The sequence below is a fragment of the Hyphomicrobiales bacterium genome (assembly GCA_016125495.1).
GTDB lineage: Bacteria > Pseudomonadota > Alphaproteobacteria > Rhizobiales > RI-29 > RI-29.
This window is the reverse complement of record WGLQ01000011.1, coordinates 84,630-101,269: the sequence shown is the minus strand read 5'-3', so window position 1 is coordinate 101,269 and position 16,640 is coordinate 84,630. Positions and strand designations below refer to the sequence as shown.

At 67.8% G+C, this 16,640-nt stretch carries 15 protein-coding genes; 12 read left to right on the top strand and 3 right to left on the bottom strand.

Features of this window, described 5'->3' with window-relative positions:
• Positions 1-2: 2 nt before the first annotated feature.
• Positions 3-680 (top strand): hypothetical protein, encoded by a 678-nt coding sequence (locus GC150_10400; protein ID MBI1385311.1) that lies wholly within the window; start codon positions 3-5, stop codon positions 678-680.
• Here GC150_10400 and GC150_10395 read toward each other — a convergent pair.
• Positions 662-1,528 (bottom strand): diaminopimelate epimerase, encoded by an 867-nt coding sequence (locus tag GC150_10395; protein ID MBI1385310.1) that lies wholly within the window; start codon positions 1,526-1,528, stop codon positions 662-664. The genes GC150_10400 and GC150_10395 overlap by 19 nt on opposite strands.
• 242 nt (positions 1,529-1,770) lie before the next feature.
• Here GC150_10395 and GC150_10390 point away from each other — a divergent pair, with 242 nt between their 5' ends.
• From GC150_10390 to GC150_10350, 9 genes are all read left to right on the top strand, one after another.
• Entirely contained in the window at positions 1,771-2,415 is a 645-nt protein-coding gene (locus tag GC150_10390) for a glutathione S-transferase (protein ID MBI1385309.1), read from the top strand.
• A gap of 63 nt (positions 2,416-2,478) precedes the next feature.
• Positions 2,479-4,035, top strand: coding sequence for a signal recognition particle protein (locus tag GC150_10385; GenBank protein ID MBI1385308.1), 1,557 nt, complete (start codon positions 2,479-2,481; stop codon positions 4,033-4,035).
• 2 nt (positions 4,036-4,037) lie between these two features.
• Positions 4,038-4,568 (top strand): GNAT family N-acetyltransferase, encoded by a 531-nt coding sequence (locus GC150_10380; protein ID MBI1385307.1) that lies wholly within the window; start codon positions 4,038-4,040, stop codon positions 4,566-4,568.
• A gap of 58 nt (positions 4,569-4,626) precedes the next feature.
• Complete coding sequence (gene rpsP, locus GC150_10375; protein MBI1385306.1) at positions 4,627-4,998, top strand: 30S ribosomal protein S16; 372 nt, start codon at positions 4,627-4,629, stop codon at positions 4,996-4,998.
• A 132-nt stretch (positions 4,999-5,130) separates the two neighbouring features.
• Positions 5,131-5,820, top strand: coding sequence for a 16S rRNA processing protein RimM (rimM, locus tag GC150_10370; protein ID MBI1385305.1), 690 nt, complete (start codon positions 5,131-5,133; stop codon positions 5,818-5,820).
• 38 nt (positions 5,821-5,858) lie between these two features.
• The gene (gene trmD, locus GC150_10365; GenBank protein MBI1385304.1) at positions 5,859-6,533 is read left to right on the top strand and encodes a tRNA (guanosine(37)-N1)-methyltransferase TrmD; all 675 of its coding nucleotides are present in this window, start codon (positions 5,859-5,861) and stop codon (positions 6,531-6,533) included.
• A gap of 163 nt (positions 6,534-6,696) precedes the next feature.
• The gene (locus GC150_10360) at positions 6,697-7,371 is read left to right on the top strand and encodes a 50S ribosomal protein L19 (GenBank protein MBI1385303.1); all 675 of its coding nucleotides are present in this window, start codon (positions 6,697-6,699) and stop codon (positions 7,369-7,371) included.
• 189 nt (positions 7,372-7,560) lie between these two features.
• Positions 7,561-8,844: an AAA family ATPase gene (locus tag GC150_10355; GenBank protein MBI1385302.1), complete on the top strand. Its 1,284-nt coding sequence runs from the start codon at positions 7,561-7,563 to the stop codon at positions 8,842-8,844.
• Positions 8,845-8,856: 12 nt separating this feature from the next.
• Positions 8,857-10,980 (top strand): hypothetical protein, encoded by a 2,124-nt coding sequence (locus GC150_10350; protein MBI1385301.1) that lies wholly within the window; start codon positions 8,857-8,859, stop codon positions 10,978-10,980.
• 15 nt (positions 10,981-10,995) lie between these two features.
• On the opposite strand, the gene GC150_10345 is transcribed toward GC150_10350, so the two are convergent.
• On the bottom strand, positions 10,996-11,943 hold the full coding sequence (locus GC150_10345) for a haloacid dehalogenase-like hydrolase (GenBank protein MBI1385300.1): 948 nt from the start codon (positions 11,941-11,943) through the stop codon (positions 10,996-10,998).
• A 223-nt stretch (positions 11,944-12,166) separates the two neighbouring features.
• Here GC150_10345 and GC150_10340 point away from each other — a divergent pair, with 223 nt between their 5' ends.
• On the top strand, positions 12,167-12,595 hold the full coding sequence (locus GC150_10340) for a L,D-transpeptidase family protein (GenBank protein MBI1385299.1): 429 nt from the start codon (positions 12,167-12,169) through the stop codon (positions 12,593-12,595).
• A 163-nt stretch (positions 12,596-12,758) separates the two neighbouring features.
• On the opposite strand, the gene GC150_10335 is transcribed toward GC150_10340, so the two are convergent.
• Positions 12,759-14,813, bottom strand: a complete 2,055-nt coding sequence (locus GC150_10335; protein MBI1385298.1) for an AAA family ATPase — start codon at positions 14,811-14,813, stop codon at positions 12,759-12,761.
• A 389-nt stretch (positions 14,814-15,202) separates the two neighbouring features.
• On the opposite strand from GC150_10335, the gene GC150_10330 reads away from it, so the two are divergent.
• Complete coding sequence (locus tag GC150_10330; protein MBI1385297.1) at positions 15,203-16,618, top strand: hypothetical protein; 1,416 nt, start codon at positions 15,203-15,205, stop codon at positions 16,616-16,618.
• Positions 16,619-16,640 lie beyond the last annotated feature (22 nt).

Below are 16,640 nucleotides of genomic sequence, written 5' to 3'. Positions count from 1 at the left end.
CGATGGGACGTCTCGCGCGGCGCCTCGCAAGCCTCTGCGCCGGCCTTTTTGCGCTACTTGCGGCGGTGGAAAGGTTCGCGCCAGCCGCGGCCGCCAGCTTCCGGGTCGGCGATTTCACGTTCAGCGACGAACTGGGCGGCTTCGAGATCCTCGGCGTCACCGGCACGGGCACTACGGACGATCCGTTCGTCATTCACGAGCGCCTCTATGGACCGGGCGAGGCGACGATCGTCATAAGGCGGCATCGCACCCCGACGGGGTATGCCTTCGTCGGTGACTCGATCCGCATTTGCGTGCGCAAGGTGATCGTAAACGCCACCGGCCGCGCCTGGGAAGGCTTCGACCTCGAACTCCAGGAAATTCGTGGCCAGGCGAGCGTGCACGGCGACGGCTTGTCGTTCGACCAGCTCGCGCGCTTCGAGGACGTGCGTCTCGCGGCCGATCGTTTCGCCGAGCTTCGCTGGCGGGCCGAGCCCTACGACCGCATCCATCTGCGCCAGGGCTCGGTCGATCCGGGCGGCGTGCTCATCGTCGACTTCGCGATCACCGATGTCACGCCGACACCGGTCTTCTACCTGCGCCAGGATCCGTTGCTCCTGACGGCGGAGGGTCCGCCGGGACCACGGCGAACCGCCACCGCTCCCCTCGCCGCCGGGCGCGATCAGATGCGAACGCCGTAGTCGGCCGGATCGAGTGAGCCTTCGTAATCGAGGCTGGCCGCTCCGGTCATCAGCATGTGGTCGTCGCTCTCGCGCCATTCGATGGTGAGCGGTCCGCCCGGCAACGTGACAACCACCGTGCGCCCGGTGAGGCGTTTGCGTGCCGCCGCGACCGCCGTCGCACAGGCTGCCGTGCCGCAGGCGCGCGTCAAGCCCGCGCCACGCTCCCAGACGCGAATGCGCAGTGCGTCCGGACCTGTGCGCTCGGCGACCGTGATGTTCGCGCGCTCGGGAAAGAGCGGATGATGCTCCAGCACCGGCCCGATGCGGTCGAGTTCGATCGCATCGACGTCGTCCACCCAGAAAATGCAGTGCGGATTGCCGACGTTGACGACGCTCGGGGAATGCATGATCGGCGCGCCGCGCGGCCCGACCTCGAGTTCGATGTAACGGGTGTCGGCGAAGGGCTCCGAGAGCGGGATGTCCTGCCAGGCAAAGCGCGGCACGCCCATGTCGATCGTCGCCGTGCCATCCGCGTTCGCGGTCGTACCGAGGACGCCGGCATTCGTTGCGATCGTGGCGTGCGCCTTCCCGCTCTCCTTGGCCAGCATCAGCGCGATGCAGCGCGAGGCGTTGCCGCAGGCGTCGACCTCCCCGCCGTCGTTGTTGCGAATTCTCATGAAGACGTCGGCGATCGGCGAGGGCTCGAGAATGATGAGCTGGTCGCAGCCGATGCCACGCTCGCGGTCGGCGATGCGCGCGGCCGCCTCGTCGTCGATCGTGATCGCGCGGCGCCGCGCGTCGAACACGACGAAGTCGTTGCCGAGACCGTTCATCTTGGCGAACGGCAGATTGCCGCCCATGGTCACCGCTCCATTCCCGCGCCGGCACACCCGCCCGCCGGGGGCGGCGCCTGTTGACACGAGCCACCATTTGCCCCCTTATGCGCCGGCAATCAATGGCATTGGTCGCAAATCCGTCGAACGGCACAACGGACATCGGGTCCAGGGAGGTCGGGAGACGAACGTCCGTCGGCGAGGATCGCTCACGGACGCTGTTGGTGTTTGTCCGTCGCGGCGCGAGCGTCGCGGTGCTCGGGGAGTGTCGCGGAATGATCAAGGTGTGGGGACGCGCGACGTCCATCAACGTGCAGAAGGTCATGTGGGCGCTCGGCGAACTCGAGCTTGCCTACGAGCGCATCGACGTCGGCGGCCCGTTCGGTGGCCTCGACACCGAGGAAATGGGCCGCCTCAACCCCAATCGCCTGATCCCGGTCATCGACGACAACGGCATCGTGGTCTGGGAATCGAATGCCATCGTGCGCCATTTCGCGCGTGCTTACGGGTCCGGCAGCCTGGCGCCGATCGCGCCCGGTGCCTTCGCGGCCGCCGACCAGTGGATGGATTGGTCCATCACCACCATATACCGCGACATCATCGTCTCGCTGTTCCTCGGCCTCATCCGCACGCCGGCGAGCGAGCGCAACATGGTGGCCATCGAACAGGCGATGCAGAGCGCGGCATCGCGCCTCGCGGTCCTCGATGGCGTGCTCGCCGACCGCGCGTTCATCGCCGGCGACCAACTGACGGTGGCCGATATCGCGACGGGAGCCCTGATGTATCGCTATTACAACCTGGAGATCGCCCGGCCGGCACTGCCCAATGTCGAGCGCTGGTACGGTGCCCTGGCGGAACGCCCCGCCTACCAGCAGCACGTCATGATCCCCTTCGATTCCATGAAGGTGCCGGGCGCCTGAGCGTAACCGGCCCGAGCTTCGGCGGCGCGCTGGCGCCCCGACCAACCACGGACCCGACGACCGATGTTTGAAACCCTTTCCGAGCGGCTCTCCGGCGTCTTCGACAAGCTGACGCGCCGCGGCGTACTCTCACAGAGCGACGTCGACGAGGCGATGCGCGAGGTCCGCCGCGCCCTCCTCGAGGCCGACGTCTCGCTGGAGGTCGCGCGCGAGTTCATCAAGAGGGTGACGGAAAAGGCCGTCGGCCTCGACGTGATCAAGTCGGTCACGCCCGGCCAGATGGTCGTCAAGATCGTCCATGACGAACTCGTCGCCATGCTCGGCGCCGAGGCCGAGCCGATCGACCTGCGGGCGGTGCCTCCGGTCGCGATCATGATGGTCGGCCTGCAGGGCTCGGGCAAGACCACCACCACCGCCAAGATCGCCAAGCGCCTCACCGACCGTGAGAAGAAAAAGGTGCTGATGGCCTCGCTCGACACCCGTCGGCCGGCCGCCCAGGAGCAGTTGCGCGTGCTCGGTGAGCAGACCGGTGTCTCGACGCTCCCGATCGTCGCCGGCCAGACGCCGGTCGAGATCGCAAGGCGTGCGATGAACGCGGGCCGGCTCGGCGGCTACGATGTCGTCATGCTCGATACCGCCGGGCGCACGCACATCGACGATGCGCTGATGGCCGAGATGGTCGAGGTCCGCGACGTCGCCGGGCCGCACGAGACGCTGCTCGTCGCCGACAGCCTGACCGGCCAGGACGCCGTCAACGTCGCGCGCTCCTTCGAAAGCCGGGTCGGCATCACCGGCATCGTGCTGACGCGCGTCGACGGTGATGGACGGGGCGGCGCGGCGCTCTCCATGCGTGCCGTCACGGGCAAGCCGATCAAGCTGCTCGGCACCGGCGAGAAGTGGGACGCGCTCGAGGATTTTCATCCCTCGAGAGTCGCCAACCGCATCCTCGGCATGGGCGACATCGTCTCCCTCGTGGAGCGTGCTGCCGAGACCATCGACGCCGAGAAGGCGAACGCCATGGCGCGCAAGATGCGCAAGGGCGAATTCGACCTCGAGGATCTCGCCGAGCAGTTGAAGCAGATGAAGCGCATCGGCGGCATGTCCGGTGTGCTCGGAATGCTCCCCGGCATCGGGAAGATGAAAAAGCAGATCGATGCCGCCGGGGGCGTCGACGAGGGCATGCTGAAGCGCCAGGAGGCGATCATCTCCTCGATGACCGTCAAGGAGCGGCGCAACCCCAAGCTGCTCAACGCCTCGCGGAAAAAGCGCGTCGCGGCCGGCTCTGGAACCGACGTCGCGGAGATCAACCGCCTGCTCAAGATGCACCGCCAGATGGCCGACATGATGAAGCAGATCGGCAAGAAGCCGGGCATGCTCGGGCGCATGATGGGCGGCCTCGGGATGGCTGCGCCGGGGCCGGTCGCGCCGCCGCCCCAGGGCGCGGTTCCGCCTGTCCCGGGTGGGGGAATTCCTTCCGCCGACCAGCTCGGCGCGCTGCTCGGCAAATCGGGAGGCGCGCTCCCTGGCCTCGGTGGCCGAGGCGGATTGCCTGGTCTGCCGGGGCTCGGCGCCGGTCGTGGCCTGCCCGGCCTTCCGGGTGGCCAGGGCAAGAAGCGGTGACCATGGCATCCACCCTTTCAATCCCCGAACTCGAGACGGAGCGCCTGCGCCTCAGGGCTTGGCGCGAGGCCGATGTCGCCCCGATGGCGGAATTCTTCGCCGATGGCGCGGCCTCACGCTACGTCGGCGGTCCGGAGAGGGCGTCCGGCGTTTGGCGCCGGGTCGCCGGCTACATCGGCCACTGGGCGATGCGCGGTTATGGAGTCTGGGCGCTCGAGGACAAGCAGACTGGCCATTTCGCGGGCTGGTCGGGCGTCTCGTTCGCGCTCGGCAAGCCCGAGCCGGAACTGCAATGGACGCTCGTTCGCCAGGCCCAGGGCCGCGGCCTCGCGACCGAGGCGGCCGCGCGGGCGCGCGCCTTCGCCTACGACGTTCTCGGCTTCACGACACTGATCAGCCTCGTCGCCGCCGACAATCCACGATCCGAGCGCGTCGCCGAGCGTCTCGGGGCAAGGCGCGAGCGGCTCGTCGAGGTCGACGGCTTTCCACTCTGGCTTCATCGCCATCCGGGCCCAGGCGCTCTCGCCGTCTAGGCTCCGGTCGATCCGGTTCCCATTTTTTCCTGCCAACGAACACCATGGAGAAGAATAGATGTCACTGAAAATCCGTCTCGCCCGCGCCGGCGCCAAGAAGGCTCCGTTCTACCGCATCGTGATCGCCGACAGCCGCTCGCCGCGCGATGGCCGCTTCATCGAAAGGATCGGGACCTACGACCCGCGCCTGCCGAAGGAGAGTGAAAAGCGCGTCGTGATCGATGCCGAGCGCGCCAAGCACTGGCTCGCTGTCGGCGCGACCCCGACCGATCGCGTCCTGCGCTTCTTCGATGCTGCCGGTCTCGCCAAGCGTCCGGCCCGCAACAACCCGCAAAAGGCGGTGCCCGGCAAGAAGGCGCAGGAGCGCCTCGCTGAACGGCGCCAGGCCGAGGAAGACGCCAAGGCCAAGGCCGCCGAGGCCGCCGGCTGAGAGGCCTGAGTGCGGAAAGGAACGCGCGATGCGGGTGCCCCTGCGGCTCGCAAGGTCGTGCTCCGGTCCGTGCCGCGATCGGCTGCGCCGCTCGCACGAGTGCGCCGCTGCCGCTGTACGTGGAGCGGGGCGATGAGCGCGCGCGCGCCAGACGACCGCCAGGGTGACGCCGGTGGCGACGGTCTCGTCGCCCTCGGACATATCGCCGGTGCGCACGGCATTCGGGGCGAGGTCGTCATCAAGTCCTACACGGCCGCTGCCGAGGCCATCGCCGGCTACGGCCCGCTGCGCGAGCGTGACGGCGCGCGCACATTCCAGCTCCGACGCGTGCGCCCGACCGGCAAGGGCCTCGTTGCGACGATTGCTGGCGTCACGGACCGCAACGCGGCCGAGGCGCTACGCGGCGTCGTGCTCTGCGTGCCGCGCGCGAGCCTGCCGGAGCCGGACGAGGAGGAATGGTATCACGCCGACCTCATCGGACTCCGGGTGGTGGGGCCGGACGGCGAGCCGCTCGGGGTGGTGGCGGCGATCCACGATTTCGGCGCCGGGGACCTCCTCGAGGTGCGCCCGCAGGGCCGTGGCGAGACGGCGCTCGTTGCCTTCACGCGCTCGGCGGTTCCGCTGGTCGATGTCGCGGGTGGCCGGCTCGTGCTGGCCGATCCGGCCCTTCTCGAAGCATCCGGGCCGGCACCACCGGAGGCGACCGGGGAGGCGGAAGGGCTCGGCTCCGCCCCACCCGCAGGCCCAACGAAGGCGAATTCGAACCGCGGCCGTGGCGCCGACCGCAAGCCGCGCGCTCCCGCCGGAAAGGACGGTTCGTGAGCGCTCTTCGCGCCATCGTCGTCACGCTCTTTCCCGAGATGTTTCCGGGCCCGCTCGGACACTCGCTCGCCGGGCGCGCCCTCGCGGAGGGCCGCTGGAGCCTCGAGACGCTTGCCTTGCGCGAATATGGATTGGGTCGCCACCGCAGCGTCGACGATACGCCCGCGGGTGGTGGCGCCGGCATGGTGCTGCGCGCCGATGTGCTCGCACCGGCGATCGATGCCGCCCTTGCCCGTATGCCCACCGCCCGCCGCCTCCTCATGTCGCCGCGCGGTCGCCCGCTGGACCAGGCAATGGTGCGCGAGTTGGCAACGTCGACGGGCGGGTTGCTCATCGTCGCTGGCCGCTTCGAGGGCATCGACGAGCGCGTCATCGAGGCCCGCGCACTGGAGGAGGTCTCGGTCGGTGACTATGTGCTTTCGGGCGGCGAGCCGGCGGCGATCGTCCTCCTCGATGCCGTCGTCCGTCTCCTGCCGGGCGTAATGGGCGATGCAGCTTCGGGCGGCGAGGAAAGCTTCGAGGGCGGTCTTCTGGAATACCCGCAGTACACCCGCCCCGCGCTCTGGGAGGATCGCGCCATTCCGCAGGTGCTCACTTCCGGCGATCATGGCGCCATCGCCCGTTGGCGCCGTGCCGAGGCCGAACGCATCACCCGTGAACGCCGACCTGATCTCCTTTCCCGGACCCGCACGGCGGCCGGCGACGGCGATTAGAGGTCGACAACGAACGGCTTTCGCTGTATCACGCCGCGATCCCAGAACAACGATGGGTTACACGAGCCGTTTGGCCCGGGTGCTTGCAGCGACCGCTGCGCATGGCCGGTCCACTTGCCTGAAAGGCTCCTCTGTCCCGTCCCAAGAACCGGATGGCAGATCGATGAACATTATCCAACAGCTCGAGGCCGAGCAGGCCGCCAGACTCCTCGAATTGCGCCCCGTGCCGGAGTTCGCCCCGGGCGACACCGTGCGTGTCAACGTGCGCGTCAAGGAAGGTGAGCGCGAGCGCACCCAGGCCTACGAAGGCCTCTGCATCGCGCGCTCCGGCGGCGGTCTCAACGAGAGTTTCACGGTCCGCAAGATCAGTTATGGCGAAGGCGTCGAGCGCGTTTTCCCCGTGCTCTCCCCGATGATCGAATCGATCGAGGTGGTTCGTCGGGGCAAGGTCCGGCGGGCCAAGCTCTATTATTTGCGCGGTCGCCGCGGCAAGGCCGCCCGCATCGCCGAGCGCACGGACGCGCGCGGCAAGAAGCTGGCGCAGGCCGACAACTGGAAGGGCTTCAAGAAGCCCAAGGGGCAGGCCGACGATCTGACACTGATCAAGGGCGTCGGCGAGGAATTGCAGGCCCGCCTCAACAAGCTCGGCGTGACACAGTTCCAGCAGATCGCGGACTTTTCGGACGAGGACATCGCGATCCTCGACGAGCGCCTCAACTTCAAGGGACGCGTCGAGCGCGAGGATTGGATCGGCCAGGCACGCACGCTGGTGGCCGCCGCGACGGTGCACGAGATTCCCGCCGCCGAGGAGAGCGACGAGGCCGCAAAGCAGGCCTGATGGCCGGCACGGCGCTCGCGGCTCGAACGGTACGGTTTCGAGGGGCGGCCCTGGTGGCCGCCCTTTTCCGTTGTGCGGGGGCCCGCGGACAACGTGCAGCGCCCGATTGCCTGTTGATGGTCCCCGGTCGTCCTCGCGCTGCCGGCGCAAAGCTTCTAGCCTGCGAGGTCTCCAACCAGCGAGGAGCCTGTGGCCGGCATCGAGATCACCCCGGAATTCGATCGCGCACTCGATCTCGTCAAGCGCGGGCGCGGCTCCCTGTTCGTCACCGGCCGCGCCGGCACCGGCAAGTCGACGCTGCTTCGCCTGTTGCGCGAGACCTCGGGACTGCGAACCGCCGTTGCGGCCCCGACCGGCCTTGCCGCCGTCAACGTCGGCGGCCAGACCATCCATTCGCTGTTTTCGTTTCCGCCCCGCTTGATCACGCCCGACATGATCCGCACCGGCCGCTATGCGCGGGTGCTGAGCCGCCTCGATCTGCTCATCATCGACGAGATTTCAATGGTCCGCGCCGACCTGATGGATGCCATCGATCGTTCGCTGCGGGCCATTCGCAAGAGCCCTGATCGAGCGTTCGGTGGCGTTCAGATCGCGATGTTCGGCGATCCCCACCAGCTCCCCCCGATCGTTCAGGGTGGCGAGATGCAGCACTATTTCCAGGAGACCTACGGCGGCCCCTACTTCTTCGACGCACCGGTCTTCAAGGGCAACGAGGTTCCGCGCCTGGAACTCTCTGAGGTCTTTCGCCAGCGTGAGCAGGTGTTCGTGCGCCTGCTCAACCGTCTGCGCGATGGCGAGGTCGACAACGAGACCGCCGCGATCCTCAACGAGCGCGTTGCCCGCCTCGGCGAACTCTCCGACCCGAGCCGCTACGTCGTGCTCACCCCCACCAACGCCGCAGCTCACGAAATCAATCAGCGCTTCCTCGAGCGCCTGCCCGGCCGCGCCCAGAGTTTCGAGGCGATGGTGGTCGGCGAATTCGCCGAGGGCGCCTACCCGACCGATGGCACGTTGGTGCTCAAGGCGGGCGCGCGCGTCGTCATGCTGCGCAACGACAGCGAAGGGCGCTGGGTCAATGGCACCCTCGCCACGATCACCGCCGTCGGCGAGCACGAACTCTCGATCGAGATCGAGGGCGAGGAATACGAGATCGAGCCCGAGGTCTGGGAGAACGTCCAGTACGCCTATGACCAGAGGGAGGACCGCGTCGTCGAAACGGTGGCCGGCCGTTTCCGCCAGTTCCCGGTGCGCCTCGCCTGGGCGCTCACGATCCACAAGGCGCAGGGTATGACGCTGGACCGTGTCTACGTCGATCTCGGACGCGGCACGTTCAGTCATGGCCAGACCTATGTGGCGCTCTCGCGCTGCCGTTCGCTCGACGGTCTCGTCATGGCGCGGCCGCTGAAACCATCCGACGTCATCTTCGACCCGGCGGCCACACGTTACCGTCGGGTCTTTCCGGAACTCGCCTGAGGTGAACGCGGCGTGTTTACCTTGCCCGCCACCGACGGCATCATGGGCCCCGACATCGTCTCGAGGGGAGGGCGCACGGTGAGCGACGGCTTGGGCAGGCTCGAAGGGGCAATGTTGGCGGTGTCGGGGCGCCGCCACACGGGTGCGGGCGCATTGCGACGGGCCGCCGGTATCCTCCTGGCCTTGCTCACGATACTGCCTGCCACGCTCGCTATCGGGGTCGTACCCGCGGTGGCGGCAGGGGAACTGACGTGGCGCCTGGAAAACCCTTTCCGATTCTTCCGCGACCCTGCCGACACCGAGCGCTTGCGCCGGCTCTTCGAGGAGCAGCGTGCCGAGCTCGGCCGCACGCCGGGCGTGCATGAATTCGAGGAACGTCTGGCGCGCTGGTCGGGCGGCTGGGGCTGGGCGGAGGGCATCCTCGGCGACGGCCCCGAATTGTCGGATCGGGTCGCGCAGGAGGCCTGCTGGTACCGGCGTGAGCGCTGCTCGGACTATGCGCACCCGACCTCCCACATGGTCGAGCTGCGTTACGTCGACCAGTCCCGCGCTGGTGGCCTTTGCACCTTCACCTTCGGCGATCGCCCGCCGTTCGACGCCGAGTGCTCGCGCATGCACCGCCTCGAGCTGCCCTACCCGGCGGGTCTTGCCGTGCGTATCGAGGAGGGTGGGCAGGTTCTCGCCGAGGAGACAGTGCGGGTTCGCGATCTCATGGTCGTCGGCATGGGCGACTCGTTTTCCTCCGGCGAGGGCAACCCGGACGTTCCGGTTCGCTTTCGCGACAACCGGGTCCTCGACTACGACCCGCAGGACGAAACCTTCAAGGGCTATCCGCCCCGGATCGGTGACTGGACCCGCACCAGCGACGATGGCTTCCTTGCCGCCGATGCCCGCTGGCTGCACCGCCCCTGCCACCGCTCGCTGTATTCCCAGCACGTCCGGCTCGCGCTGCACCTGGCGCTGAGCGACGCGAGCGGTCGCACGGCCGTCACCTACGTCGGCGTGGCCTGCACGGGGGCCGAAATCGTCGATGGACTGTTCCGCGCCTGGAGTGGTGTCGAACCGGCCCGCGCCGGCGAGACGGTGAAACTCTCACAGATCAGCATCGTCTCTCAGGTTCTCTGCTCCAGTTGGCCGCTCGCGCTCTCCGGCGGCTATCCTCTCGCCGTGCACGATGACCCGGAAGGGGCCACCGGCGCGCGCACGATCACGGAAAGCCTCTACGTCTGCCCGCGTTCGAGCGCCCGGCCGATCGACGTGCTGCTGCTCTCCGTGGGTGGCAACGACGCCGGTTTCAGCCGCCTGGTCGCCTCGGCCGCGATCGCCAACGACGCGATCCTGGACTCGCTCGCGGCCGCCGCCGGCAAGACCTTCAAGATCTCACTCGCCGGCGCCCGAAATCTCGCCCGCGCGCTGCCGGCCAACTACGCCAGCCTCGCCAAGGCCATCCGCGAAGTGCTCCACGTCGATGATCCGCGCCGTGTGCACCTTACGGCCTATCCGCCGATGGCGCACGACGAACGCGGTGAGCTCTGCGCCAGCGGTGCGCGCGGCATGGACGTGACGAACATGTACCGGCTCGATGCCGCCCGCGCCGCCGCCGCCGAGCGCTTCGCGCGCGACGAACTCCAGGCGATCATGGCCCGGGCGGCCGAGCGTGCGGGATGGACCTTCGTGGACGCGCACCGCGAAGTGTTCGCCGATCGCGGCCTCTGCGCCAGGGGCGGATGGGCCGACGACGTCGTGGCGGACCTTGCTCCATTCCCGCGCCGTCGCAGGCCCGCCGGGGCCGTCATTGCCCGCGTGCCCGAATCGGCAACCGCGCCCGCTGCCGAGCCGACGCCACGTGCGCGCGTTTCCTCGGGCTTTCTCGGCACCGCCCCCGATCTCCAGTGGCAGCCCTTCCGCCCGAGCGCCTACCGACCCTATCTCCCCCGGCGTCGCTGGTTCCGCACGCCGAACGATGCCTTCCTCACCGTCAATTTGCACGAAGGCTCGCTCGGCACGACGATCCTCAACTTGACGCGCTTCAGCGCCTACAGCGGTGCCTTCCACCCGAGCGCCGAGGGTCACGCAGCGATCGCCGACGCGGTCTTCGAGGCGATGCGGGGCCACGGGCTCGTGAGCCTTCCCTGACGTCGCGGCCCGGGATCAGGCGCGGGCGTTCGCGGCCGCACCCGTCTTTGCCAGTTCCTGCTCGATGCTCCAGCGCTCCTCACGCACCCGGATGTCGGCGAGCGCACGGTCGAGCAGCAGGCAGGTCCGCCGGAACAGGGTCGAGCCGTTGCGATAGTCGGCCGGTGCGTAGAAATCGATCCGACCCGCCCGATAGAGGCCCTCGCATTTGACGGCGCTTTCGCCGGGCCCGTGCACGGCGACCGCATAGCCGCCGTTCTGGCGCATCACTGCCATCGACGGAACGTCGGTGTCGCCGTCGCCGAAGTAGATCATGTTCGAGAACGGTATCGGGCGCTCACCCTCGGGCATGTGGCTGTTGATGGTCTGGCGCAGATCCTCGACCCCCTTGTTGATCCGAAAGAGGTACTGCGTCTTCGAGGTGTCGGTGATGACCCGCTTGGGGAAGGGCAGCTCGTAAGGCTCGAAGTAGTATTCCGAGGCGAACACGTTGTGGAACCGGCGGAAGATGCGCGTGCCCTCGATGATCTCCCTGAGGCCCGAGGAGATGAGGTAGTGGCGCACCTCGACCGGCGTTTCAGCGCGCAGGGCGACGTACTTGTCGATGTCGTCGAACCAGCCATCCACGCCCGCGTACAATTCGACATCGGCGCCGAGCGCGACGAGGTCGTTCCGCCTGATCTCGACGCCCGCCGTCTTGGCCTTCTTGTACATGAGATGCATGTAGACGATGAGCCCCTCCGCCACGTCCTCGGCCGCCTTGCGCTCGACCTCCGCCCAGAATGCCTTGGGCTCGACGCCGATCTTGGGAAGGAAGCCGTACTCCTGCATCGGCTTCGGGCTGAGCGTTCCGTCGAAATCGTAGACGAGCGCGATCGTTCGCTTTGGATAGCTCGTGCCGGTGCCTTGGAGCTTTTCCACCCGCTCCGGTGCCCGGCGACTGCTGGCGTTCTTTCCGGACATCCTCGTCTCCTCACCCGTTGTCCTGGCCGCGCCGGCTGCCCTCGAGCGGGACCGGCCGGTCGGCGTCCCATTCCCGCGCATCTGGGAACCGCCCGTTGACCGTGTTTCAATTCAGCAACGATGCCTATGATTCTGATCGCGGATTCACGCCGGATGGCTTACGTCGCCTTAAGCCGTCAGGGTTAATGGTAGGGCTCCGTTCCGCGTAACCAGGGTTTTCATGATGCGTCGCTTCTCACTGTTCGGTACGTTTTTCGCGCTCTTCCTCGCCATGCCACTGCTCAGCGCCCAGGCTGGCGTCGTCGCGAAGATCGACCTCTCGTCCCAGACGATGCGGGTCTACGTCAACGGCTCGTTGCAACATGTCTGGCCGGTCTCCACTGCCCGTCGCGGCTATGTGACACCGACCGGCAGCTACACGCCCAAGCGCCTTGCGCGCATGCACTACTCGCGCAAGTACAACATGTCGCCGATGCCCTATTCGATCTTCTTTCGCGGTGGCTACGCCGTCCACGGCACCAGCCACGTGAGCCAGCTCGGCCGCCCGGCGTCGCACGGCTGCGTGCGCTTGCACACCTCGAACGCAGCCAGGCTCTACCACTTGGTTCAGCGCCACGGCGCCGGCGCCTCGCGCATCGTCGTTCATCGCTGAGCTGCGGGTTCGATCACTGGGGGGAAGCGGGTCCGCGGACCCGTGCGCAGGGCCGGGTTGGGCGACAGACGCCCGATCCGGCCTTTGCGTCTCTGCCCTCGCCTCGCGCCCGCGCGGTTCGCCTGCTCGCTGGCCTCGCTTGCGAGGCTATCGACAACCCGCCTCAGAACCCGAACCGACCGCGCGCACCCGGCTTGGTGCGCGCGATGCGCTCGATCAGCTCCAGCACCCGCTCCGGATGTCCGTAGCTGCCGAGAATTTTCGCCTGCTTTCGCGCCAGGGCGAAATCACCGGGCGTGAGGTTGCCGATCGCGAGCGCCGCCTCCGGCGCCTTGTCGATCTCGAAGAACGTGCGGAACGCATGGGCGATGGCCACCCGGTCGAGATAATCGAGTTCGAAGTGGAACGTGAATCGGCGCAGTGTCGCCGGATCGATCCGGTCCATGAGGTTGGTCGTGAAACAGATCGGATAGGCGTGATCCTCCATCCAGGTCAGCATCTCGTTGACCTGCGTGATCTCCCACGAGCGAACCGCCCCGCTGCGGTCGAGCAGCAGGCTGTCGGCCTCGTCGAAGATCATGAACAGGCCCTTGTTGCGGGCCTCCTCGAAGGCACCCGCGATCAGCTTCTCGCTTTCGCCGACGTAGGAGCCGAGCAGGTCCGAGGCCCGCTTCTGGACGACTTCGAGGCCCAGCCGACGGGCCAGCTCGCGGGCGTAGGCCGACTTGCCGGTCCCGGGCGGTCCCGAAAGGCAGAGCGAGAAATCCAGCCGGCTGGCTCCGGCGAGGCGATCGGGCAGGGCGGCCAGCGCATCGGCCTCGTTGCGATACTTCATGCACACGAGCGCCGGCTCGTATCCGGGGTTTTCGCGCGACGGTCCGGACTTCGAGATGGCGACGGCCTCGAGCGCATTCGTTGCGGCCGTGAGCACCGCATCAGCGCCCCGCGACGAGATCTTGGCCGTGCGCATCGCGTTCTCGAGGACGATCGCAGGCGCCTCGAGGCGCTCGGCCAGATCGTTGAGTTCGGTCGGTGAGAGAGGCACCTTGTGGCGCCGGGCCATCCGCTTGAGGATGCGCGCACGCTGGCTCGCCGGCGGCACCAGCAATCCGACGACCAGGGTCATGCGCTGCACGATTTGCCTCGGCAGGGCCGAAATGTCGTCCGCGGTCCAAATGATCGGCACGGGGCTCTGGCCCATGAGGCGCTCGATGCCGCCTCGCTTGCAGCCCTGCACGATGTCGTCCCAGTCGACCTGCTCGGCCCGTTCGAACAGCACCGCAGCCCGACCCTGGCTGGAGGTGAGCTTCAGCATCACCGCGAGATCGTTGATCCGGACACAGTCCTCGTCGTCGTCCTCGGCGATCGCGCCGGCCTCATAGAGCGCCATCTTGCTGCGCCGGCTCGCCACGCGGGCCAGCTCGGTCTTGCCGGTGCCGGGTGGACCGTGGATGAGGATGTTGACGCCGATCTCGCGGTGTTCGGCCGCGCCCGCCAGCAGTTGGCACATGAGGTCGCGCGCGTCCGCCATGTAGTCGTAGTCGGCGAACAGCAGCCGCGATTGCTCGGCAGTGCCGAGCATCGCCTGACGCAGTTCCGGATAGCGTGCGAACGTTTCGTCGAGCTTTTCATTGATGCGCTCGGGGATGAGGTATTTGCCTCCCGGTCCCGAGATGTCGCTGCCGCTCGCGATCTGCACGAGGCCGCAGCCGACGAGCGTGCCCTCCTGACCGAGCATGCGCCGCACCTCGGCCACCGGGATGCCGGCAAGGATGGCGATCGCAGGCTCGAGTTCGCGCGCCGATTTGGAGATCACGTCGGCGAGGCTCTCGAAGGAGTTTTGACGGGTGTAGTGGGCCAACACCTCGAGCACCGCCGCCCCCTCTGAGCCGATGCGGAAGGCCTTGGCGAGGTACGCGATGTTGCGCCCGAGGGATGAATTTCGCGATGCCGGTTCGGCAACGAGCGCAAGTTCGCCGATGAGCTTCGCGAAATGCTGCTCGCACGCCTGACGCAGCTTTTCCTGCTGACTCTGGCGCGAGGAATTGGTGCTGAGCAGGCGCATCAGGGCCGCCGGCTGATGGATGCCGATCACACCGGAGCGCTCCGCGAGCCAACCGAGCAGCGGACGCAGCGGAATCTGTGCCGTGCCCCGTTGTTCGAGGACTTTCATGGCGTAGTGGGCAATGAGGCCCCGTTCTTCATCCGTGAGGTACATGGCCGTCCCGTCGGTAAGTTGCGCGGGACCGCCGGCCGCGACAGCGGCAGCGGTCCAAGGACCAGCCCGCCGCAAGAAGGCGACGCGATCGCACACTGGGCCGGGACGACCAAGTCGGAACGTCGCTTCGGGCTTTCGCTTGATCCAACCTCGGAGACTTAGTCCGAGTAGAAGGCAAGAGTTGGGCGCCGAGGGGCTCGGAGTCAACCGTCCATCTGCGGGTGGCGATGCAATCCGGTTGCACGGCTGCAAGCTCGTTGCCACCATTCCGCGACAATAGTTGCCTAATGTCGACGTGATTCCGCAGGATGCGGGCAGCGGCTCGCGCCTGTCGCGTTGGCGCGGCGCGGATTGCGGACGTTTCCGGCACCGAGCGAGGGCGGAGCGAGATGTCACATATCCTGCGCAGCGGCTTGGCGCGCCTCGAAACGACGACGCGCGTCACATTGGCCGTGCTGGCGCTCGCGAGCGGCGTCTATACCTACCTCGGCGTCAGGGGGCTATTGAACGGCACCGCCGAGATCGTCTTCTACGGGGCGGTCATTTACTCGACTGCGGTTTCCGTCGGCATCTATGCGTTCTGGTCCTACCTGATGCGTCTGCTGCCGCATGTGCGCAGCGACGCGAGTCGCCGCGTGCTGTGGTTCGCGACCGTCTTGGGCAGTCTGATGATCGTTGCCATGTCGTCGTGGCTCAATGCAGCGGCGTTGGCCGGAGGCGCGGCGCTGGAGCAGCACCTCGCCAACGCCATCGAGGACTATCAGCAGAGCCTCGACACCGCCAACAACAACGCGCTCGCCGCCCAGAGTCTGCTACCGGACATCACGCTGGCGACACAGCGTTTCGCGGGCCTGGCCGATGAGGAGCGTCGCTCCGGCGCGCTGACGGGCACGTCCGGCAGCGGCACCGTCGTCCAGCTCCTCACCCAGATGTCCAGCCAGCTCGAGAATCTCGCCAAGCAGGTCGACGAGAGCCGCTCCCAGGTGCGCTCACTCTATGAGCAGGGAGGGCGCCACCTCGCGCAAATGCGCAAGCTGGTTTCCGCCCCAGGTCCCATCGAGGCTCGCAGCGACGCCTTCGGCGAGGAGGCCGTTGCGCTGTCCGGTGTGATCGCAGCTTTGCAGCAGTCCTCCATCGCTCCTGCCGTCAAGCGCACCGCCGACGACCTTGCCCGTACCTTCATCGCCCCCGTCGCTGGCGGCGGCAGCGCCGACCTCGCCTCCCGCCAGACGGAGGTGGTCGGCCGCGTCGAGCAATCCGTGCGAGCCCAGGCCGGCGCACTTTCCGAGGCGGCCGACGAGATCCTGGCGCGCCCCGCTGCCCGCGTCATCCGCTTCACGCCGCTGTCGACGCCCGAGGCCGTGCTGCGCTATGCGGGCGATTTCCTGCCGAGCTGGGCCGGCGCGATCTCGATCGATCTCATGCCTGCCGTGCTGATCCTCATCCTCTGCGGCGTCCATTCCGCGATACGCCGTGAGGAAGGCAACGAGCTCGAGGGCAACACCTTCACCGCTCAGGATATGCTGCGTGCCATGCAGCTCTATTCGCAGATCCAGGCCCATGGCGTTGCGCAGATCTCGAGCCCCGTGCCGCTCGCCCGCCCTGAGCCCGTTGGCGGCGATCTGGCCGCTCCCGTCGGCCGCGACGAAGCCGACCCGGCGCGCGGGCCCGCTGCGGGCGCCGAAGTCCCAACCGGCCGCGCGCGCCTTGCCGCGCCATCCAGCGACGATGTCGAGGCCCTGCCGTCCGCTAGCGAGCACGGTAACGTCGCGGCCCTGAAGACACCCGCTGGCCGGCCAGCATAGGAGACCGTGCCTTGAGGCGGGG

Excerpts from the sequence above, each read along its gene's own strand:
- GC150_10400 (MBI1385311.1), top strand. The coding sequence starts at position 3 with ATGGGACGTCTCGCGCGGCGCCTCGCAAGCCTCTGCGCCGGCCTTTTT.
- GC150_10390 (MBI1385309.1), top strand. The coding sequence starts at position 1,771 with ATGATCAAGGTGTGGGGACGCGCGACGTCCATCAACGTGCAGAAGGTC.
- GC150_10385 (MBI1385308.1), top strand. The coding sequence starts at position 2,479 with ATGTTTGAAACCCTTTCCGAGCGGCTCTCCGGCGTCTTCGACAAGCTG.
- GC150_10380 (MBI1385307.1), top strand. The coding sequence starts at position 4,038 with ATGGCATCCACCCTTTCAATCCCCGAACTCGAGACGGAGCGCCTGCGC.
- rpsP (MBI1385306.1), top strand. The coding sequence starts at position 4,627 with ATGTCACTGAAAATCCGTCTCGCCCGCGCCGGCGCCAAGAAGGCTCCG.
- rimM (MBI1385305.1), top strand. The coding sequence starts at position 5,131 with ATGAGCGCGCGCGCGCCAGACGACCGCCAGGGTGACGCCGGTGGCGAC.
- trmD (MBI1385304.1), top strand. The coding sequence starts at position 5,859 with ATGTTTCCGGGCCCGCTCGGACACTCGCTCGCCGGGCGCGCCCTCGCG.
- GC150_10360 (MBI1385303.1), top strand. The coding sequence starts at position 6,697 with ATGAACATTATCCAACAGCTCGAGGCCGAGCAGGCCGCCAGACTCCTC.
- GC150_10345 (MBI1385300.1), bottom strand. The coding sequence starts at position 11,943 with ATGTCCGGAAAGAACGCCAGCAGTCGCCGGGCACCGGAGCGGGTGGAA.
- GC150_10340 (MBI1385299.1), top strand. The coding sequence starts at position 12,167 with ATGCGTCGCTTCTCACTGTTCGGTACGTTTTTCGCGCTCTTCCTCGCC.
- GC150_10335 (MBI1385298.1), bottom strand. The coding sequence starts at position 14,813 with ATGTACCTCACGGATGAAGAACGGGGCCTCATTGCCCACTACGCCATG.
- GC150_10330 (MBI1385297.1), top strand. The coding sequence starts at position 15,203 with ATGTCACATATCCTGCGCAGCGGCTTGGCGCGCCTCGAAACGACGACG.